The organism is Solibacillus palustris (assembly GCF_022549215.1).
Lineage (GTDB): Bacteria > Bacillota > Bacilli > Bacillales_A > Planococcaceae > Solibacillus > Solibacillus daqui.
On the sequence record NZ_JAKZFC010000001.1, the window covers coordinates 1,033,250 to 1,053,321 of the forward strand.

Consider the following 20,072-nt stretch of genomic DNA (forward strand, 5'->3'; position numbering starts at 1 on the left):
AACATGAAATTTCTGAAAATAAAGGGATATTTTTTGTTTTTGTAGAACTTTTCGAATAAAATAAAAAGTGGAATATGCGAAGGAGGGTTACATATGTCTGAGGAAATGAATTTAGGGTCAAACCAGCTGTTTCAAGAAGGAGATATTGTAAAAGGTGTTGCTGAGCAAGTAGATGAGAAGTCAGTAACGGTTTCAATTGAAGGAGCACCTTTCGACGGAATTATACCGATTAGCGAACTTTCAAGCTTACACATTGAAAAAGCTTCTGATTTAATCTCAGTTGGCGAACAACTGGATTTAATGATTACAAAAGTTGAAGAAGGAAATTTTGTGTTATCGAAGCGAAAAGTCGACGCGATTCAAGCGTGGGATCAGCTGGAAGTGAAATTTCAATCTGGTGAAGTTTTCGATGCAGAAGTAAAAGATGTTGTAAAAGGCGGGCTAGTTGTAGATTTAGGCGTGCGCGGCTTCGTTCCAGCTTCACTTGTTGAAGATTATTTTGTTGAAAACTTTGATGATTACAAAGGAAAAACATTAAGCTTTAAGATTACTGAATTAGATAAGGAAAAAGGTCGTTTAATTTTATCGCATCGTGCTGTAGTAGAACAACAAAAAGCTTCGAAAAAGCAGCAAGTGATAGATACTATTAAAGAAGGCGACGTTTTAGAAGGGACAGTTCAACGTCTAGCAAACTTCGGTGCATTCATCGATTTAGGTGGCGTAGATGGATTAGTCCATATTTCACAAGTGGCACATGAGCACGTAGATAATGTTTCCACTGTACTTTCTGAGGGGCAAGCGGTAAAAGTGAAGGTTCTTTCAGTTGATCCTGCAAACGAGCGTATTTCGCTGTCGATTAAAGATACGCTACCGGGACCATGGACAGAAATCGAACAAAAAGCTGCAAAAGGCTCGGTTATTTCAGGTACGGTAAAGCGCATAGTGACATTTGGAGCATTCGTTGAAGTATTTCCAGGTGTTGAAGGTCTTGTACACATTTCACAAATTGCGCATAAGCACATTAACACACCACATGAGGCATTAAAAGATGGCCAAGTGGTAGAAGTAAAGGTACTTGAAGTAAACGAAGCAGAAAAACGCTTAGCGTTAAGCATTAAAGCGCTACAAGAAGCACCTGAAAGTGAAGAAGACTTCGATTACGAGTTACCGGAAGAAAACACGGGCTTCTCATTTAGTGATGTTATTGGGGACCAATTAAAAGGCTTTAATAAAAAATAAAAGAGTCTAATAATGAAATAATCACACAACCTTTCTCGCATTAGAGGGAGGTTGTATTTTTTTATGGATGAGAAACTAGACTACAATTCAGTTATGCGGTACACCACAAATTGCTACGAGAAATATTACGCGGACAAGTGCCCATTTGTTTCAAAACCAAATGCATTTCGAATAGTGTGAAAAAATGATATAATAGATAAATTCGTGTATAATACAAGAAGATAGAGTTTGGAAGGATGAAGTACAGATGACAAAACCAGTAATCGCCATCGTAGGACGTCCGAACGTAGGAAAGTCGACAATTTTTAACCGAATCGTCGGCGAGCGTGTATCCATCGTGGAAGATATTCCAGGTGTAACACGTGACCGTATTTATAGTTCGGCTGATTGGCTAGCACATGAATTCAACATTATTGATACAGGCGGGATTGAAATTGGGGACGAGCCATTTTTAGAGCAAATTCGTCAACAAGCAGAGATCGCTATTGATGAAGCAGACGTAATTATTTTCATGACAAATGGTCGTGAAGGCGTAACGGCAGCGGATGAACAAGTAGCAAGAATTTTATATAAAACGAAAAAACCGGTTGTTTTAGCTATCAATAAAGTCGATAACCCAGATATGCGTCATATGATTTATGATTTCTATTCATTAGGTTTCGGTGAGCCTTGGCCAATTTCAGGTTCACACGGTTTAGGTTTAGGGGATTTATTAGACGAATGTGCGAAACATTTCCCTTACCAAGATGAAGAGCAATATGATGAAGATACGATTAAATTCTCATTAATCGGTCGTCCAAATGTTGGTAAATCTTCGTTAGTAAACGCATTCCTTGGTGAAGATCGAGTAATCGTAAGTGAAATTCAAGGAACAACGCGTGATGCAATTGACTCACCGTATTCATTTGATGGACAAGATTATGTGATCATTGATACAGCAGGTATGCGTAAAAAAGGTAAAGTATATGAGACGACTGAAAAATATTCAGTATTACGTGCATTACGTGCCATTGAACGCTCTGACGTTGTTTTAGTTGTTCTGAACGCTGATGAAGGTATTCAAGAACAGGACAAAAAAATCGCGGGTTATGCGCATGAAGCGGGTAAAGCGATTGTGATTGTTGTAAACAAATGGGATGCGATTGAAAAAGATGAAAAAACGATGAACCTGTTCACAGAACAAATTCGTGAGCATTTCTTATTCTTAGATTATGCACCAATCGTATTCGTATCAGCGAAAACAAAACAGCGTGTACGTAACATCTTACCAATCATTAAACGTGTAAGTGAAAACCACGCAATGCGTATTCAATCATCAATCTTAAATGAAGTAATCGAAGACTCTGTAGCACGTAACCCGGCGCCAACAGATAAAGGTCGTCGTTTACGTATTTACTACGCAACGCAAGTGGCAATTAAACCACCGACATTTGTTGTATTCGTAAATGAACCAGAAATGATGCACTTCTCATATGAGCGCTTCTTAGAAAACCGAATTCGTGAAACATTCGATTTCGAAGGAACACCAATTCGTTTAATTACACGTGCTCGTGATTAATAAATGGGACCTTCCAAAAAGTGTTTACCTTTCGGAAAGTGCCCATCACATGTATTAATAATCCGTTGGAGACGGTGCTTCTAGGGTGGTCAGAAAAGTTGATCGAATGCTAGAAACGTCACTTCGTGTGACAACGCATTCGTGACCAGCATCGTGCTGGCCTCCAACCTAGGAGCAAAGGGAATGTCCCGGAATTACTTCTCGGACATTCCCTTTTCTTTCATAATGAAATTTGACTTAAAGATAACTGAAAATAAAACTTTGAGTGAAATTGGGGGTTTTAAAATGGAAAATGTAGTAGTTTTAGGGGCAGGCTCTTGGGGAACTGCACTGGCAATTGTATTAGCTGAAAATGGCCATAATACGTTAATTTGGTCGCATCGTGAAGATCAGGCAAATGAAATTAATACGATGCATACAAACAAAAAATATTTGCCAAATACCGTATTGCCGGAATCATTAAGCGCAACAAGTGATTTACAGGTAGCGGCTCAACATGGCTCGACAATTGTAATGGCAGTACCTACTAAGGGGATTCGTGAAGTTTGTGGTAATATTTCGCAATATTTAGAGCAGCAAGCGCTATTTGTACATGTATCTAAAGGAATCGAACCAGATTCATTAATGCGTATTTCAGAATTAATGGAAGAAAGCTTAGCGGCACATGCGGTAAGTGATATCGTTGTTTTATCAGGACCATCACATGCCGAAGAGGTAGTATTACAGCATCCGACGACTGTAACAGCGGCATGCAAAAACTTAGCGGCTGCCGAAAAAGTGCAAGACTTATTTATGAGCCAATATTTCCGAGTATACACAAACGATGATGTTGTAGGTGTAGAAATAGGGGGCGCATTGAAAAACGTTATTGCGTTAGCTGCAGGGATGACAGATGGCTTGGACTTTGGTGACAACGCGAAAGCCGCATTAATTACACGTGGATTAGCGGAAATTACACGTCTTGGTGTCAAAATGGGTGGTAATCCGTTTACGTTTGCTGGACTTACAGGTATGGGAGACTTAATCGTTACTTGTACAAGTGTGCACTCACGTAACTGGCGTGCAGGAAATATGTTAGGTAAAGGTATGAAGCTTGACCAAGTGCTCGAAGAAATGGGTATGGTAGTTGAAGGCGTGCGTACTACTAAAGCAGCGCATCAATTAGCTATGAAATACGAGGTATCTATGCCGATTACCTCTGCACTTTACGATGTTTTATTTAAAGACATGGAACCAAAAGCATTAGTCGATTCATTAATGGTTCGTACGAAAAAAAGAGAAATCGACGAAATGAGCTAATTCATAATAGCTTGTAATGAACGTGAAAAATTTAATAATTTGTCACAAATCGGGAGGTAACATTAGGTGCTTCCTGTATTTTTTTGCCTAAAAAGGCTATAATTATTTGCGGGATAGAGTGAAAATTTGCTAGGTGGGTATTTTCCTTATCCAACCGAGCATTAGACTTCACCAATCGGGCTTTTAAGGACAGTGGAACGCTCGCTAAATTGTCCTGTTTTGAAGTGGACCTTAGTGAGGGATAAATGTGAAATTAACAGGAAGGCGGTTTTAATGTTGCAACATCTTATGCAAATGAGTCCATCGGTATATGTATTAGCATCAGCACGTGGTCCATTAGCAAGTATGCACGCACTTGATGTCATGTGGGTCTCGTTTTATTCAATCGGCTTATTGCTTGTTTCGTTATTAATAATTTCGGCCGTTCGTAAATGGGTACATAATGCTTTATTATCTTTTCTTTTGAAATTAGTCGCGTATGTTATGTTTTTTATCGGAACATTATTAATGGTGCTTGTCATATTAACATGGCCAAACTAATGAAAGAGGGATACATATGAAAAAGTTATCGAAATGTTTTGTTGTTTTATCATTTGTTGTAGTATTGCTAGCAGGTTGTGGCTCACCGGCAAATTTTGATCAGTCGAGTTTGCGTCCTGATATTGATATGCTTGCGGGTGTACAACGTGCAGTTGAAGAATATCAAAAGGATACGGGCGTGTTACCGATAAAAACGCGAGATGAAGATACAGATATTTTCATTAAATACTTAATTGATTTTGATAAGCTCGTGCCCAAATATATTGGTTCTCCTCCAGCGAATTCCTATGAAAAAGGCGGTATTTTTCAATATATGATTTGGGATGCGGAGAACAATCCGACCGTCAAATTAGTGGATTTACGTACACCAGAGCGCATGCGTGAGATTAATATTCGTTTCCATGCAGCCGAGTATCCGCAGTTTAAAGATAAGGTGCAAGAGCATGTATACACGATCAATTATGAGAACATTGGTTTTGAAGAAGAGAAAACGGTAAATAGTCCCTATTCAAACAACCAATTGCCATTTATCGTAACAGTAGAAGGGGATATTTATGTCGATTATTCCATCGATTTATATAATTATATGAAAGATAATAATCTAACTGCGAAGCCTGGTGATGACATTCGTGAGCTATTGGTAGATAATTTCCCAGTAGTGCCGGCATATTCATTACCATATACAGTGGATGAAAATAATGAGCCGATTATTGTCTATGATCCTCTCAAAAAATAATTTGTAAAATCTCGCACTGTACGTGCGGGATTTTTTTCATAGTATGGACGTTTAATTCATATGGTGTTAGTGAGCATTTTTGCAGTTTTTGATTTCGCTTAAAGAGGAGGCAGTGCAATTAGCGAACAAATTTTCCAACAGTTGGCACAACGGACAAACGGTGATTTGTATATTGGGGTAGTGGGACCTGTTCGAGTAGGGAAGTCGACATTTGTGAAAAAGGTAATGGAGAATGTTATATTACCGAATATTGATAATGCAGAAGACCGGATGCGCGCAATGGATGAATTACCTCAAAGTTCGCCGGGGCCGGTTATTATGACGTCTGAGCCGAAATTTGTTCCTGCACAGGGAACAACGGTTACATTTGGACAAAGTGCAATTCCAATGCGTGTGCGACTTGTAGATTGTGTAGGGTATGTTATTGACGGTGCGAAAGGTTATGAAGATGAGTCAGGTCCAAAATATGTCCAAACACCATGGCATAATGAAGCAATCGCGTTTCAAGAAGCGGCCAAAATTGGTACGGACAAAGTAATTAGAGATCATGCAAATATCGGTATTGTAATTACTGCAGACGGTACAGTAAATGGCATGAGTCGCGCGGCTGCTCAAAAAGCCGAAGAAGAAATTATCGGGCAGCTAACGGATATTGGCAAGCCGTTTGTCATTGTTTTAAATAGTAACACGCCAAATAGTATGGAAGCACAAACGATCCGCAATCAATTAGCGGAGAAGTATGAAGTACCGGTTATTGCGACATCTATTACAAATATGCAATTAGAGGATATTATGCATGTCCTTGAAGAAGCGCTATTTGAATTTCCAGTTAAAGAAATACAAGTAGAAAAGCCAGATTGGTTAGATGTGCTTGATAACGAACACGAAATTAATGAAACACTTTCTTTTGCAAGTGCTCAGCTGCAAGATGATTTTATGAAAATTCGTGATGTTGAAGAAGCAAGTGCGATTTTACAACAAATTGATTTTGTCGAAAGCTGTTCAGTGGAGTCAATTGATCCTGGGTTAGGTGTTGCGACTTTACGTGTAACGCTCTACAATGACATTTATAAGGACGTATGTAAGCAATGGCTTGAAAAACCAGTAGATTCAAAAAAGGATTGGCTGTTATTTATTAAAGAAGCTTCAGAAGCTAAAAGTGCGCAGCAGCGTTTCCGCAATGCGATTGAAGAAGCTAAGGGTAGTGGCTACGGTGTGACATTACCAATGATGGATGAATTTGATCCGAGTGAGCCAGAACTGATTTCTCAAAATAATTTTTATGGCGTGCGTATGAAAGCCGTTGCGCCGTCTTACCACATTATTCGAATCGACATGGAAGCTGAGTTTGCACCATTAATTGGTTCGGAATTTCATAGCCAGCATTTGCTGAAGGATTTACAGCATGCGTATTCATATGACCGAAATGCGCTTTGGCAAACGCAATTATTTGGAACGCCATTACATGAGGTGCTGACAGAAAGTATTCGCTATAAGATGAAAGGCGTACCAGAACATGCTAAAAATCGTATGCGTTTAATGCTTGAACGAATGATTAATGAAGGTGAACGCGGCTTGATTACGTTTATCATCTAACGTGTTTTAGCAAAATAATTATTGCCTCTGGCGGATGTTATAGATTTTTAGAGGAGTTTTTAAGAGGAGGTCAGCCTAAAAACATCACATCCTGTGATAAAGGCTGACTGATTCACGTACTGTGACCCTACGCTTAAAAATCTGAACGCAATTACGCCGAGGCGCAATGAATAAAAATAGGGTATAAAGAGAATAGTAATACATGTACAGGATAGCTCACTTTCTAGGTGATTTGTCCTGTAATTTATGTTTTTATGTAAAAAAAGTTAATTTATCAGTAAAACATGAATGAATTCAGTTGCGTAGCGGTTTTCAGTGTGTTACTCTTTTTACAGGATTTGATTCATGACCCTTTGAGAGGAGGTGAATGGTGTGAATAAAACAGAATTAGTAAACTCTGTTGCTGAAGCTGCAGGTCTTTCTAAAAAAGATGCTTCTAAAGCAGTTGAAGCTGTATTTGATACAATTCAAGATGCTCTTGCAAAGGGTGACAAAGTACAATTAATCGGTTTTGGTAACTTCGAAGTACGTGAACGTGCGGCTCGCAAAGGTCGTAACCCACAAACTGGTTTAGAAATCGAAATCGCTGCTTCAAAAGTACCTGCTTTCAAGCCAGGTAAAGCACTTAAAGACGCTGTAAAATAATTCAGCCTCTAGAGTTACATAGAGTAGTCCTCAGTTTACTTGAGGACTACTCTTTTTTCGTATGCAGCAGAAATAACCGAAAATAAATATAGAATTGTAGAAATATTTTGTACGTAAAGCATTTTTCTATAGTAACTATGATAAAAATAGAAGAACTGTTTTGAACTTAAGCGCCATATGTGCTACGATTCAAGGGTATGTTTAAAGTTAATAAATAAATAAACACGGAATAGAAATGTAAGTTTTCATATTCAATAATACATAAAACGTTTTGGTTTGTAGGAGGAACTTTTTTCATGACAAATGTCGATTTAAAGAAGATTGAAGAAGCAGTAAAAATGATTTTAGAAGCAGTTGGTGAAGATGTTGATCGTGAAGGGTTACTAGATACGCCAAAACGTGTTTCAAAGATGTATGCAGAAATGTTTAGTGGTTTGAACGAAGACCCGCGAGAATTTTTTAGCACTGTATTTCATGAAGACCATGAAGAATTTGTCTTAGTAAAAGATATCGCATTCCATTCAATGTGCGAGCATCATTTAGTTCCGTTTTACGGAAAGGCACATGTGGCGTATATTCCAAAAGACGGTAAAGTAGCAGGGTTAAGTAAGCTAGGTCGCTGTGTGGAGTCTGTTGCACGCCGCCCTCAATTACAAGAGCGTATCACTTCTACTGTAGCCGATACAATTATGGAAATGCTTGATCCAAAAGGTGTATATGTTGTTGTAGAAGCAGAGCATATGTGTATGACGATGCGTGGACTAAAAAAACCCGGTGCTAAAACAGTAACAGCTGTTGCACGTGGTTTGTATGAAACAGACGATGTAAAACGTAATGAAGTTATTACGTTCATTCAAATGAATTAATTAAATTAATATATGGTATGATAAGAAAAACACGTTTCGCACAAAATAGTGTAAAATGATGTCTAATCTTATGTGGAATCAATAAAAATTAATATTTTTTATCCACTAGAAAAAGAATTCGAGATGTGGGGAGAACGAAACAATGGCACAACCAGATTATATTATTATCGAAGCTGAAGAAGATGGCGTACATGTAATTGGTTTAACTCGTGGCACAGATACTAAGTTTCACCATTCTGAAAAATTAGACGCAGGTGAAGTGATGATTGCGCAATTTACAGAGCATACGTCAGCGATGAAAATTCGCGGTAAAGCAAAAATTCATTCAGTACATGGTGTCGTACAAAGTAAAAAATAATCAGATACGATTTAGTATTTGAAGCTTGAAAACAGTGAAATGGAGTAATTTCTATGAGTGCAACATCTATTACACAAGCCATCAACACGTTACAATCAAATATTTTACAGCATGTTCATCATAGAGCATTACTACAAAATGTTGGACAACCTACATTGCAACAAGAGCAACTATTTTTCATTCAATTTCCATTTCTAAACGAAACGCCAATGAATGATGAGCAAATGAAAAGTGCGGTTGCTGTAGGGGTTGTACATGCATCGCTATTAGAGCATGAAAATGTAAAAGAAACCGAGAGTACAAGCAAACAGCAGCAACTAACCGTCCTTTCGGGTGATTATTATAGTGGACGTTATTATCAAATATTAGCTCACACAGGTAATATCGCATTGATTCAAAAACTTTCGCAGGGTATCGTAGAGCGTTGTGAGCATCAAGTCCGTATTTACGAGCAGTCTCACACATTAGAAGATTGGATTGACAGCCTGACCGTGATTGAAAGTAAATTGATCGAGCAATTTTATGTAGTATACAACTTTACAACATATATTGAGCTCATGAAACAATCGTTAACAGTCATTCGATTACAAAAAGAGTTGAATACGTTGCAACAAGGGCAATCTGGCTTTTTGTATAAAGCATTTTTGCTAGATGGGCAAGCGTTTTCACGCGATGCTTTAATTGAGGCGTTACAACAGCAAATACAGCAGCGTAATGAGCAATTGCAAGAACTGCTAAACAATACAAAAATTGATGAAGAGCTTAAGCAGACAATCGCGCAACTGATTGCGATATAGTGATACAAGGAAGGTTTTGAAAAAATGGGAAAATCGAAAGAACAGCGAGTTCATGAAGTGTTTGAAAATATTTCAGACAGCTACGATAAAATGAACTCCGTAATTAGTTTCCAAATGCATATTGGCTGGCGTGATGATACGATGAAGCGTATGGACGTAAAAAAGGGTTCTAAATGCTTAGACATATGCTGTGGTACTGCTGACTGGACAATCGCCCTAGCAAAAGCAGTTGGCGAAGAAGGTACGGTAAAGGGACTAGATTTCAGTGAAAACATGTTAAAGGTCGGAAAAGAAAAAACGGCCAATATGAAAAACGTGGAGCTTATTCATGGTAATGCGATGGAATTACCATTTGAGGATAATACATTTGATTATGTAACAATCGGTTTTGGCTTACGAAATGTACCAGATTATTTGCAAGTATTACGCGAAATGAATCGTGTCGTAAAACCAGGTGGCATGGTTGTATGTTTAGAAACATCGCAATCTGAAATTCCAGGATATCGTCAGTTATTCCGTTTTTACTTTAAATACATTATGCCGATTTTCGGAAAGCTATTTGCCAAAAGCTATAAGGAGTATTCTTGGTTACAAGAATCAGCAAATGATTTTCCAGGTATGAAAAAGCTAGCGCAAATGTTTAAAGAAGCGGGCTTACAAAGTGTGACGTATAAACCATATAGCGGTGGGGCAGCTGCTATGCATATGGGCTTTAAAAAGAAATAATAGTGGGAGTAGGTTTTGACGCGTGGAAAAGATGAAACTAAAAATGCTATATGCGGATATTAAATCAGATATAGAAATCATCGAAAACGAATTAGAACAAGCGTTGAATTCATCTTCACACATATTGAATAATGCCTCTATTTATTTACTACAAGGCGGCGGAAAGCGTATTCGCCCTGTATTTGTGTTACTAAGTGCAAAGTTTGGCGACTATAATATTGAGCGAATGAAAAATATCGCCGTACCATTAGAATTGATTCATATGGGTTCATTAGTGCATGATGATGTCATTGATGATTCAGATATGCGTCGTGGACGTGAAACAGTGAAGTCTCAGTATAATAACCGTGTTGCGATGTATACAGGTAACTTTATTTTCGGTAAAGCATTGCAATACGTTACAGATATTGAAGATCCACGTGTGCATCGGATTTTAGCAGAAACGATGGTAGAGTTAGTAAATGGAGAGGTTATTCAAATCGAGGATAAGTTTCGTTTAGATCAACATTTGAAAGATTATTTCCGTCGCATTAAGCGTAAAACAGCGTTATTAATAGAATCAAGTTGCGAGCTAGGAGCAGTGGTTAGTGGAGCTGATGAAAAAACAATTCGTCACTTAAAACGCTACGGCTATTTTGTAGGCATGAGTTTCCAAATTGTTGACGATATTTTAGATTTCACTGCAACCGACAAGCAATTAGGGAAGCCTGCTGGAAGCGACTTGCTACAGGGAAATGTAACATTACCGATTCTATTAATGAAGGATGATCCAATGTTGGCTCCATACTTAGAAAAGGTAGCATCACATGGATTAACTGAACAGGAGCGGTTAGAAATGCTAGCACTTGTTCGTAAATCGACTGCTATAAAAGAGGCAACGAAAATTAGTAACCTTTACTTACAAAAAGCATTAAGAGAAGTAGAGGCATTACCAAATCATCCAATGAAGAAAAAACTACGTGATATCGCGCTTTATATGGGTAAAAGAAAATCGTAAAATATTTGAGCAAATTTCGGTATTACTCTAATATTTGTTGCAGTTTGAGTGCGGTTTTGGTAATATTTATCGGTAGGTGTAAAACCTTTTACTCAAATTTAAGGAGTGTTTAATAATGGCAATCGAAAAAACTTTTTTAATGGTTAAACCTGATGGCGTTGAACGTCAAGTAGTTGGAGATATCGTAGACCGCTTTGAACGTCGTGGTTTCGAATTACGTGGAGCAAAATTAATGGTAGCTTCTCGTGAATTAGCTGAAGCACACTATGCTGAGCATGCTGAACGTCCATTCTTCGGTGAATTAGTAGACTTCATCACTTCTGGACCAGTATTTGGTATGGTTTGGGAAGGCGAAAACGTAATCCAATTAGCTCGTATCATGATGGGTGCAACTAAACCTGAAGATTCAAACCCAGGTACAATCCGCGGTGACTACGCTGTAACTTTATCTCACAACGTAATCCACGGTTCTGACTCTTTAGCGTCTGCTGAACGCGAAATCGGTTTATGGTTCCCAGAAGGTTTAGCTGAATAATCTAACCTATTCAAAAGCTATCACTTTAAGTGGTGGCTTTTTTCTTATTTATTGCAACGAATAATCTCAAATAATGCTATAATATATCTGAATAATTGAACTAATTTTGATATATAACGTATCTAGTAGTAAAGGAGAGAATAGTACATGTTATGGGTAATGATTATGGTAATCGCGGTTGTTGGAATTTTAACAGATACATATACTAAAAATAAAAAAATAGAACTCAAGCGATTAGACAAGGAAATCCAATTAGAGAAACTACGTCTAGAAAATTTTGATAAAGAGACAGAGAAGATGAAGCTAGAATTAGATTATACAAAGCAGCAGTTGTTAGAAACGAAACAACCATATAATAGTTTAGAAAAGTAAAGCAATGGATAGGGGAGTGTATTACTACTTATGGAAGCTATTATTATTTTGTCTATAATTTTTGGTTCAGGTGCATTAATTGCTTTAACTGCTATTTTGACTGCGCATAAAAGATCTAGTTTAAAGCTACAAATCAAAATGCTGGAAACGGAAACGCAACTTGAGCAAATTCGTATGGAAGGCTATCAACTAGAAACAGAAAAAATGCGATTAGAGCTCGAACATTCGAAACAACTTCTACTCGAAACTCGTAAGGATTAAATCAATCACGCCTTGGCGAAATTGAGTCCAGATTTTTTTCAAGTGCGCTTAAAAAAATACCACAAAAAAGTCTGTGACATCCACCGGGGGATGAATCAAGTTAATATATGCAATCCCTATTTCAGAATTTGGGATAATCGGCTATAATAGGCTTACGATAGTATGAGGGGAAAGATGAAACAATGTCAGATTATGAACAATTTATAGATGGCATTAAGCGTAAAACGGGCATTGATTTAGCTCTTTATAAGGAAGCGCAAATGAAACGCCGATTAACTTCGCTTTATGAAAAGAAAGGCTTTAAAAACTTTGTTGAATTTTTAAATGCGTTAGAAAAAGATCGTGATTTAATGAATGAGTTTTTAGACCGTATGACAATTAACGTATCTGAGTTTTATCGTAATGGCAAGCGCTGGGAAGTGTTGCAGAATAAAATTTTCCCTATGCTCCTACAGACGAATAAGCGTCCTAAAATTTGGAGTGCTGCTTGTTCAACAGGTGAAGAGCCATATAGTTTAGCGATGGTGTTATCACATCATATACCATTATCTCAAGTAGGTATATTAGCAACAGATTTAGATGAGAATGTGATTCAAAAGGCTAAGCTGGGTCTTTATCCGGAGCGTTCATTAGCAGAGGTTCCAAAAGATGTACAAGCCAAGTACTTCGAAAAGGAAGGCCAATTTTATAAAGTAAAAGATGAAATTAAACGCACAGTTACATTTAAAAAACATAATTTATTAAAAGATAACTACGAATCGAATTTTGATTTAATCGTTTGTCGTAATGTCATGATATACTTTACAGAAGAAGCGAAAGATCAAATTTATGAAAACTTTAGTAAAGCGCTACGTCCTGGTGGGATTTTATTCGTAGGTTCTACGGAGCAAATTTTCAATCCAGCACGCTATGGCTTTGAAGTAGAAGACACATTCTTTTATCGAAAAAAATAACCGTTATTTTATTTTGTATGTCGTGAAAGCAGAACGTCAAATTGAATTTTGAGGCTCAAATTAATGCGCTTTTCGTACAATCACGAAAGGCGTATTTTTGTTTTAAGTCAATAATAATTCAATGATTTGCTTTTCCATGCATTATTTTTTAAGTTAAACGTTCAGAATATTCTAAAACAGTAAACGTATTTATGGAAAGGCTACTGCTATTTCAAATAAAATATGTTATAGTGAAAAATACATACTTTAGCGAGTTGAAGGGAGAAAGTGTTTTATGCGTTATTTAACAGCAGGTGAGTCACATGGACCACAATTAACGACAATTATTGAGGGGTTGCCCTCACTTTTACCAGTTACTGCAGAGAAGATTAATTATGATTTAAAACGTCGCCAAGGAGGACATGGCCGTGGACGACGGATGCAAATTGAAACAGATACAGTAGAAATCGTGTCAGGTGTACGCCACGGGAAAACGCTAGGTTCCCCAGTGGCAATAGTTGTAACAAATGATGATTGGAAACACTGGACAAAAATTATGGGAGCTGAGGAGCTTCCAGAAGACATCGATCCAAACGAAATCAAGCGTCAAATTTCACGCCCACGTCCAGGACATGCCGACTTAGTTGGTGGCATGAAGTATGGACACCGAGATTTACGTAATGTACTAGAGCGTTCAAGCGCGCGTGAAACAACGGTACGTGTAGCAGTTGGTTCGGTTGCCAAAACATTATTAAATGAGTTAGGTATCTCAATTGTTGCGCATGTAACAGAAATTGTTGGCATTAAAGCGGATCAGGCACTTTTAGAAGGCAAATCAGCAGATGAAATTCGTGCAATTGTAGAAGAAGATCCGTGCTATTGTGTGGACCAAGAGGCTTCAGCAAAAATGGTAGAAGCGATTGACGATGCAAAAAAAGCAGGCGACTCTATCGGTGGCGTTGTAGAAGTAATTGTAGAAGGTTTACCAGCTGGTATCGGTTCGTACGTCCATTACGACCGCAAATTAGATGCAAAGCTTGCCGCAGCCATGTTAAGCATTAACGCATTCAAAGGTGTGGAATTTGGAATTGGCTTTGAAATGGCACGAAAAAAAGGTTCGGAAGTTCATGATGAAATTTTATGGGATGAAGAAAATGGTTATACGCGTGCAACAAATCGCTTAGGTGGTTTAGAAGGTGGTATGACAACAGGTATGCCGATCATCGTGCGCGGCGTTATGAAACCAATCCCTACACTATATAAACCATTACAAAGTGTAGATATCGAAACAAAAGAACCGTTTAAAGCGAGTGTAGAGCGTTCAGATAGCTGTGCAGTTCCAGCAGCATCAATTGTGGCAGAGCATGTTATTGCCTGGGAAATCGCCAATGCCATTGTTGAACAGTTCCACAGTGATCAATTACCGAAATTAAAGGCGCAACTAGACGCAATGCGTGCGTACACGAAGGAGTATTAATATGAGAATTCCAGTTCGTGCTGCATCCCATTCTTATGCTGTTACGATTGGGAAAGGCATATTAAACGAAGCAGTCAAGTCTTTACATGATGTGTTCGCAAAGGCAGACAAAGTAATTGTATTAACAGACGAAAACGTATGGGCAGCGCAGCAAGATTATTTTGAAGCGAATTTCCCACATGCGTTTCAAGTGATGGTTATGCCAGCCGGCGAAACTTGCAAAACATTTGATAATTACAACGCCGTTCAAACGTTTTTATTAGAACAGAAATGTACACGTAAATCACTGGTTATTGCCTTTGGTGGAGGTGCAGTTGGTGATTTAGCTGGCTTTGTCGCTGCGACGTATATGCGCGGGATTCCGTTCATTCAAGTACCAACTACCATTTTAGCGCATGACTCTGCAGTTGGTGGTAAAACAGCTATCAATCACGTACTTGGGAAAAATATGATCGGCGCGTTTTATCAGCCAGTAGCCGTTGTTTATGATACGAACTTTTTGCTAACGTTAAGTGAAAAAGAAGTGCGTTCGGGTATGGCAGAAGTAATTAAGCATGCATTAATTTCTGATGCGCAATGGGTAGAGGAACTGCTTGAAGGGGAGTATGTAACAGAGCTTCCTGAAGAACTAATGGCAAATTATTTAGCACATGGCGTGCAGGTAAAAGCAAATATCGTTGAGCAAGATGAAACCGAACAATCTGTGCGTAAGTTTTTAAATTTAGGCCATACATACGGGCATGCGATTGAAGCAGCTGCTGGTTATGGCCGCGTAGCACATGGTGAAGCGGTGATGATAGGTTTAGTATATTGCTTATTATTAAGTGAGCGATACGGCAAAATCAATCATGCGTTTACGAAGCGTTTCTTACATTTTGCTGAGGAAAATGGCTATCCATTTGCAGCGGTACATGACTTTACATTTGAGCAGCTAACAGAATACTTAATGAAAGACAAAAAAGCAGATTACGGACAATTACAGTTTGTGTTATTAGAAACAATTGGCAAGCCATTTGTACAAAAAGTAGAACTTATGGAATGCAAAGAAATAGATGAGCAATTTAGACAGTTACTAGTGGAGGTGCAAGCATGATTCGAGGAGTACGCGGTGCGATTACAATTCCAGAAGACAAAGCGGAATATGTTTGGGACGAAACAGTAAGACTTGTCAAAGAGGTCGCTCAAAGAAATAATATCGCACCTGAAGATATTGCATCGGTAACGATTTCAACTACCCCAGATATTCATTCAGCTTTCCCTGCAAAGTCAGTACGTACGATGGAAGGCTGGCAGTATGTACCGATTATGTGCATGCACGAAATGGATGTACCAGGTGCGCTTCCATTATGTATTCGTGTATTATTACATGTAAATACTGAAACAGCGCAAAAAGACATCCTTCATGTATATTTAGAAGATGCTGTGAAACTACGACCAGATTTAGTGAAATAGGTTAGTTAGAGGAGACGTTGACAATGAAGTGGAAACAACAATTATTCGATATGAAGGCTTATAAACCAGGCAAGCCGATTGACGAAGTAAAAAAAGAATTTGGATTAGACGAAGTGGTAAAATTAGCATCAAATGAAAATCCATTTGGTAGTTCACCAAGAGTAAAAGCATTTTTACAAAGTGATAAATCGAACCATGCCATTTATCCAGATGGCTATGCGCAAAATTTACGTACAGATTTAGCAAACTTTTATGGGGTTGCTGAAAATGAATTAATTTTAGGGAATGGTTCGGATGATTTAATCGCCATTATTACACGTGCGCTACTTTACCCAGGAGTCAATACAGTCATGGCGGATCTTTCATTCTCTCAATACTGGCATAATGCGGAAATTGAAGGGGCAGAAGTGCGTAAAATACCAATGAAAGAAGGTGTGCACGATTTAGATGCGATGCTTGAAGCAATCGATGATCAAACGTCGGTCGTATGGGTATGTAATCCGAATAACCCAACAGGAACTCTTGTTTCTGATGAAGCATTAAGTGCCTTTTTAGCAAAAGTGCCAAGCGATGTATTTGTTGTATTAGATGAGGCGTACATTGAATATGTGAACGATCCGTCTTATAAAGATACCCTTCATTATTTCCGTGACTATAACAACCTAATATTATTACGTACGTTCTCAAAAGCATATGGCCTTGCCTCATTCCGTGTTGGTTATGGTATTGCACAAGCAGAAGTAATTGCAAAGCTTGATCCAGTCCGCGCGCCGTTTAACAATACAATTTTAAGTCAAAAGGTCGCACAAATTGCATTAGCAGACCAAGATTTTATCGCAAGTTGCCGTGAGCAAAATGAAAAAGGGAAAAAACAATATGAGGCATTTTGTGAAAAGCATGGCTTAAAGTACTTCCCATCTCAAACGAACTTCGTAATGTTTGAAATTAAGGCAGATAGTGAAGTAGTGTTCAAAGAGTTGATGAAGCGCGGCTTTATTATTCGTAGTGGGGCGGCACTTGGTCTGGATGGCTATATCCGTGTCACAATCGGTACAGATGCGCAAAATGCGAAGTTTTTACAACAGCTTGAAGAAGTATTAACGGAACAAGGAGTTTTCGCATGATTCGTAATGTTTTCGTAATCGGACTTGGGCTAATTGGAGGATCTGTTGCATTAGCTCTACAAAAAGCGCCGAATACGAAAGTGTTTGGCTACGACTACCATGAACAGACAAGACAATTAGCTAGCACATTACAGGTGGTACATGAAGTTGTAGAAGACCCAGCTGAATTTGCCAAAGAGGCCGATGTAATTATTTTTGGAACACCAGTGAATAGTACACTTGATTTTATGGAACAGTTAAAAACATGGAAATTAAAAAAGAGTGTAATTATTACTGACACAGGTAGTACGAAGGCGCAAATTATGGAGAAGGCGCTTGAATTGCGTGAAATGGGCATTACGTTTATTGGTGGACATCCAATGGCCGGCTCACACAAAAGCGGGATTAGCGCAGCAAAGCCCTATTTACTTGAAAATGCCTATTATATGTTAACGCCAAATGAAGGCGAAGAAATCGAAAAGCTTGCAGCACTCGATAGCTTGCTGAAATTTACATTAGGGAAAATGGTCGTTGTTGATGCAAAAGCGCATGATCATATGACTGCAGTTGTCAGCCATTTCCCGCATATTATTGCGGCATCACTTGTGCATCAGTTAAATTTTGAAAAGAAGGCATATCCGATGACATCTTCCCTTGCGGCAGGTGGTTTCCGTGATATTACAAGGATTGCTTCTTCAAACCCAGCGCTATGGCGTGATATTACGTTACAAAACCGTAAAGAGCTTGTTGGTCAATTGGATACGTGGTTGAACGAAATGGGCCGTGTCCGTGATATTTTAGATGTAGGTGACGCAAAAGCGGTTGAAGCATACTTTAGCGAAGCACGAGATGTGCGTGATAAATTACCGGTTGCTAATGGTGCATTGTATATGCCTTATGATTTATATGTGGATATCCCTGACTATCCAGGTGTTATTTCAGAGGTGACGGGCTATTTAGCAGAAGATAATATTAGCATTACGAATATTCGCATTGTAGAAACACGCGTTGACATATTCGGGATTTTAGTCATTAGTTTCCAAACAAATGATGACCGAGAACGTGCAGCAAAGTGTATTGAACAAAAAGCAAATTTTGAAACGTATATTTCATAATAACAACATCTCGCTTTTCCGAAAGGCGAGATGTATTTTTCTAGGGGGGATTAGCTATGAGTTCAAAAATTTTACAATATAATCAGCCATCATTAGTTGGTGACATTACCGTTCCTGGTGATAAATCCGTTTCACATCGTTCTGTTATGTTTGGCTCCATTGCAAAAGGTAAAACGACAGTTAGTGGCTTTTTATTAGGGGAAGATTGCTTAAGCACGATCGATTGCTTTAAACAGCTTGGCGTTATGATTGAAGTAGATGGTACGAATGTGACGATTGATAGTCCAGGAATTGATGACTGGGAAGAGCCAAAGGAAGTTCTATACACAGGGAATTCAGGTACGACAACGCGCTTAATGCTTGGGATTTTATCTGGTGCAAAGCTACATACAGTTATGACGGGAGACGCTTCAATTGGAAAGCGTCCGATGCGTCGCGTTGCGGATCCTTTACGATTAATGGGCGCACAAATTGCAGGTCGTGAAAATGGTCAATTTACACCGCTTGCCATTCAAGGAGGGAAACTCCAAGCGATAGATTATAAGATGCCAGTAGCGAGTGCTCAAGTGAAGTCAGCGATTTTACTTGCTGGGCTTCGAGCGAAAGGTACAACGATCGTTCGAGAAAGTGAAGTATCACGTGATCACACAGAGCGTATGCTACGTCAATTTGGGGCAACAATTGATGTAACTGATGGGGTAGTCACTTTCAAAGGTGGTCAAACACTTACAGGTACGCATGTCAATGTACCAGGCGATATTTCATCTGCCGCATTTTTCTTAGTAGCAGGTGCAATCACTAGAGGTAGCCGTATTGTACTTAAAAATGTTGGCGTTAACGAAACACGTGACGGCATTATTGAGGTACTGCAAAATATGGGCGCAAAAATGGATATATCTATGAATGATGAAAATGCTGCTGAACCAACAGCGACAATTACAATCGAAACATCGGAATTAATTGGTACAACAATTGAGGGGACCATTATTCCACGCCTAATCGACGAAATTCCGATTATCGCATTGCTTGCAACTCAGGCAAAAGGAAAAACAGTCATTAAAGATGCAGAAGAACTAAAAGTAAAAGAAACAAACCGAATTGATGCAGTTGTGAATGAGCTGAAAAAGTTGGGTGCTAATATCGAAGCAACAGATGACGGTATGATTATCGAAGGACCTACACCATTATCTGAGGGATCACTAAAAACATATGGTGACCACCGTATTGGCATGATGGGTGCAGTCGCTGCGTTAATCGCGCAGGGTAATGTAGAGTTAGACGATGCGGATTGTATCGCAGTAAGCTACCCATCTTTTTTTGAACATGTTGAAAAATTAATTTAAGTAAAATGCGTCCGTGCAAAATAGCATGGGCGCATTTTTATTTACGAATTATTCTTGTAATTTCTGAATATTCTAACAATGTAGTAGAATTTCTGACTATTAAGAGTTAATATGAAATAAAGTTT

General features: G+C 38.6%; 22 protein-coding genes. All 22 read left to right on the forward strand.

All coding sequences use genetic code 11. The features are described from left to right. The first annotated feature begins 93 nt into the window (after positions 1-93). The 22 genes from rpsA to aroA all read left to right on the forward strand — a co-directional run bounded on the left by rpsA (position 94) and on the right by aroA (position 19,947). Positions 94-1,239, forward strand: coding sequence for a 30S ribosomal protein S1 (gene rpsA, locus LZ480_RS04880; protein WP_241368252.1), 1,146 nt, complete (start codon positions 94-96; stop codon positions 1,237-1,239). Positions 1,240-1,486: 247 nt separating this feature from the next. Continuing rightward, positions 1,487-2,797, forward strand: coding sequence for a ribosome biogenesis GTPase Der (gene der / locus LZ480_RS04885; protein WP_241368253.1), 1,311 nt, complete (start codon positions 1,487-1,489; stop codon positions 2,795-2,797). A gap of 285 nt (positions 2,798-3,082) precedes the next feature. Beyond that, a complete protein-coding gene (locus tag LZ480_RS04890) occupies positions 3,083-4,096 on the forward strand; it encodes an NAD(P)H-dependent glycerol-3-phosphate dehydrogenase (RefSeq protein WP_241368254.1) in 1,014 nt (337 codons plus the stop codon). 273 nt (positions 4,097-4,369) lie between these two features. Continuing rightward, on the forward strand, positions 4,370-4,636 hold the full coding sequence (locus tag LZ480_RS04895) for a DUF2768 domain-containing protein (RefSeq protein ID WP_241368255.1): 267 nt from the start codon (positions 4,370-4,372) through the stop codon (positions 4,634-4,636). A gap of 16 nt (positions 4,637-4,652) precedes the next feature. Next, on the forward strand, positions 4,653-5,372 hold the full coding sequence (locus tag LZ480_RS04900; protein WP_241368256.1) for a hypothetical protein: 720 nt from the start codon (positions 4,653-4,655) through the stop codon (positions 5,370-5,372). 129 nt (positions 5,373-5,501) lie between these two features. Next, positions 5,502-6,968, forward strand: a complete 1,467-nt coding sequence (gene spoIVA / locus LZ480_RS04905; RefSeq protein WP_332844019.1) for a stage IV sporulation protein A — start codon at positions 5,502-5,504, stop codon at positions 6,966-6,968. Positions 6,969-7,340: 372 nt separating this feature from the next. Beyond that, complete coding sequence (locus LZ480_RS04910; RefSeq protein ID WP_241368257.1) at positions 7,341-7,613, forward strand: HU family DNA-binding protein; 273 nt, start codon at positions 7,341-7,343, stop codon at positions 7,611-7,613. Between the two features lie 296 nt (positions 7,614-7,909). Beyond that, positions 7,910-8,479, forward strand: a complete 570-nt coding sequence (gene folE / locus LZ480_RS04915; protein WP_241368258.1) for a GTP cyclohydrolase I FolE — start codon at positions 7,910-7,912, stop codon at positions 8,477-8,479. A gap of 142 nt (positions 8,480-8,621) precedes the next feature. Further along, positions 8,622-8,837, forward strand: a complete 216-nt coding sequence (mtrB, locus tag LZ480_RS04920) for a trp RNA-binding attenuation protein MtrB (RefSeq protein WP_241368259.1) — start codon at positions 8,622-8,624, stop codon at positions 8,835-8,837. 53 nt (positions 8,838-8,890) lie between these two features. After that, entirely contained in the window at positions 8,891-9,634 is a 744-nt protein-coding gene (locus LZ480_RS04925) for a heptaprenyl diphosphate synthase component 1 (protein ID WP_241368260.1), read from the forward strand. A gap of 24 nt (positions 9,635-9,658) precedes the next feature. After that, positions 9,659-10,360, forward strand: coding sequence for a demethylmenaquinone methyltransferase (locus tag LZ480_RS04930; protein WP_241368261.1), 702 nt, complete (start codon positions 9,659-9,661; stop codon positions 10,358-10,360). Positions 10,361-10,382: 22 nt separating this feature from the next. Further along, positions 10,383-11,357 (forward strand): heptaprenyl diphosphate synthase component II, encoded by a 975-nt coding sequence (gene hepT / locus LZ480_RS04935; RefSeq protein WP_241368262.1) that lies wholly within the window; start codon positions 10,383-10,385, stop codon positions 11,355-11,357. Between the two features lie 115 nt (positions 11,358-11,472). Beyond that, a complete protein-coding gene (gene ndk, locus LZ480_RS04940; RefSeq protein WP_241368263.1) occupies positions 11,473-11,892 on the forward strand; it encodes a nucleoside-diphosphate kinase in 420 nt (139 codons plus the stop codon). Positions 11,893-12,039: 147 nt separating this feature from the next. Then, positions 12,040-12,264, forward strand: a complete 225-nt coding sequence (locus LZ480_RS04945) for a hypothetical protein (RefSeq protein WP_241368264.1) — start codon at positions 12,040-12,042, stop codon at positions 12,262-12,264. Between the two features lie 30 nt (positions 12,265-12,294). After that, positions 12,295-12,525 (forward strand): hypothetical protein, encoded by a 231-nt coding sequence (locus LZ480_RS04950; protein ID WP_241368265.1) that lies wholly within the window; start codon positions 12,295-12,297, stop codon positions 12,523-12,525. Between the two features lie 182 nt (positions 12,526-12,707). Further along, positions 12,708-13,478, forward strand: a complete 771-nt coding sequence (locus tag LZ480_RS04955; RefSeq protein ID WP_241368266.1) for a CheR family methyltransferase — start codon at positions 12,708-12,710, stop codon at positions 13,476-13,478. 274 nt (positions 13,479-13,752) lie between these two features. Next, a complete protein-coding gene (gene aroC / locus LZ480_RS04960) occupies positions 13,753-14,934 on the forward strand; it encodes a chorismate synthase (protein ID WP_241368267.1) in 1,182 nt (393 codons plus the stop codon). Between the two features lies 1 nt (position 14,935). Continuing rightward, positions 14,936-16,027: a 3-dehydroquinate synthase gene (aroB, locus tag LZ480_RS04965; protein WP_241368268.1), complete on the forward strand. Its 1,092-nt coding sequence runs from the start codon at positions 14,936-14,938 to the stop codon at positions 16,025-16,027. Further along, positions 16,024-16,386, forward strand: a complete 363-nt coding sequence (gene aroH, locus LZ480_RS04970; protein ID WP_241368269.1) for a chorismate mutase — start codon at positions 16,024-16,026, stop codon at positions 16,384-16,386. Before aroB ends, aroH begins: the two co-directional genes overlap by 4 nt. A 23-nt stretch (positions 16,387-16,409) precedes the next feature. Next, positions 16,410-17,510 carry a histidinol-phosphate transaminase gene (gene hisC / locus LZ480_RS04975; RefSeq protein WP_241368270.1) on the forward strand — a complete coding sequence of 367 codons (1,101 nt, stop codon included), beginning with the start codon at positions 16,410-16,412 and terminating at the stop codon, positions 17,508-17,510. Beyond that, positions 17,507-18,604: a prephenate dehydrogenase gene (locus LZ480_RS04980; RefSeq protein WP_241368271.1), complete on the forward strand. Its 1,098-nt coding sequence runs from the start codon at positions 17,507-17,509 to the stop codon at positions 18,602-18,604. The genes hisC and LZ480_RS04980 overlap by 4 nt, the downstream gene beginning before the upstream one ends. A gap of 56 nt (positions 18,605-18,660) precedes the next feature. Next, the gene (aroA, locus tag LZ480_RS04985) at positions 18,661-19,947 is read left to right on the forward strand and encodes a 3-phosphoshikimate 1-carboxyvinyltransferase (protein WP_241368272.1); all 1,287 of its coding nucleotides are present in this window, start codon (positions 18,661-18,663) and stop codon (positions 19,945-19,947) included. Positions 19,948-20,072: the final 125 nt, after the last annotated feature.

Excerpts from the sequence above, each read along its gene's own strand:
- LZ480_RS04945 (WP_241368264.1), top strand. The coding sequence starts at position 12,040 with ATGTTATGGGTAATGATTATGGTAATCGCGGTTGTTGGAATTTTAACA.
- hisC (WP_241368270.1), top strand. The coding sequence starts at position 16,410 with ATGAAGTGGAAACAACAATTATTCGATATGAAGGCTTATAAACCAGGC.
- aroH (WP_241368269.1), top strand. The coding sequence starts at position 16,024 with ATGATTCGAGGAGTACGCGGTGCGATTACAATTCCAGAAGACAAAGCG.
- aroC (WP_241368267.1), top strand. The coding sequence starts at position 13,753 with ATGCGTTATTTAACAGCAGGTGAGTCACATGGACCACAATTAACGACA.
- mtrB (WP_241368259.1), top strand. The coding sequence starts at position 8,622 with ATGGCACAACCAGATTATATTATTATCGAAGCTGAAGAAGATGGCGTA.
- ndk (WP_241368263.1), top strand. The coding sequence starts at position 11,473 with ATGGCAATCGAAAAAACTTTTTTAATGGTTAAACCTGATGGCGTTGAA.
- aroA (WP_241368272.1), top strand. The coding sequence starts at position 18,661 with ATGAGTTCAAAAATTTTACAATATAATCAGCCATCATTAGTTGGTGAC.
- LZ480_RS04950 (WP_241368265.1), top strand. The coding sequence starts at position 12,295 with ATGGAAGCTATTATTATTTTGTCTATAATTTTTGGTTCAGGTGCATTA.
- LZ480_RS04900 (WP_241368256.1), top strand. The coding sequence starts at position 4,653 with ATGAAAAAGTTATCGAAATGTTTTGTTGTTTTATCATTTGTTGTAGTA.
- LZ480_RS04925 (WP_241368260.1), top strand. The coding sequence starts at position 8,891 with ATGAGTGCAACATCTATTACACAAGCCATCAACACGTTACAATCAAAT.
- LZ480_RS04980 (WP_241368271.1), top strand. The coding sequence starts at position 17,507 with ATGATTCGTAATGTTTTCGTAATCGGACTTGGGCTAATTGGAGGATCT.
- LZ480_RS04930 (WP_241368261.1), top strand. The coding sequence starts at position 9,659 with ATGGGAAAATCGAAAGAACAGCGAGTTCATGAAGTGTTTGAAAATATT.
- aroB (WP_241368268.1), top strand. The coding sequence starts at position 14,936 with ATGAGAATTCCAGTTCGTGCTGCATCCCATTCTTATGCTGTTACGATT.
- LZ480_RS04955 (WP_241368266.1), top strand. The coding sequence starts at position 12,708 with ATGTCAGATTATGAACAATTTATAGATGGCATTAAGCGTAAAACGGGC.
- folE (WP_241368258.1), top strand. The coding sequence starts at position 7,910 with ATGACAAATGTCGATTTAAAGAAGATTGAAGAAGCAGTAAAAATGATT.
- rpsA (WP_241368252.1), top strand. The coding sequence starts at position 94 with ATGTCTGAGGAAATGAATTTAGGGTCAAACCAGCTGTTTCAAGAAGGA.
- LZ480_RS04895 (WP_241368255.1), top strand. The coding sequence starts at position 4,370 with ATGTTGCAACATCTTATGCAAATGAGTCCATCGGTATATGTATTAGCA.
- LZ480_RS04890 (WP_241368254.1), top strand. The coding sequence starts at position 3,083 with ATGGAAAATGTAGTAGTTTTAGGGGCAGGCTCTTGGGGAACTGCACTG.
- der (WP_241368253.1), top strand. The coding sequence starts at position 1,487 with ATGACAAAACCAGTAATCGCCATCGTAGGACGTCCGAACGTAGGAAAG.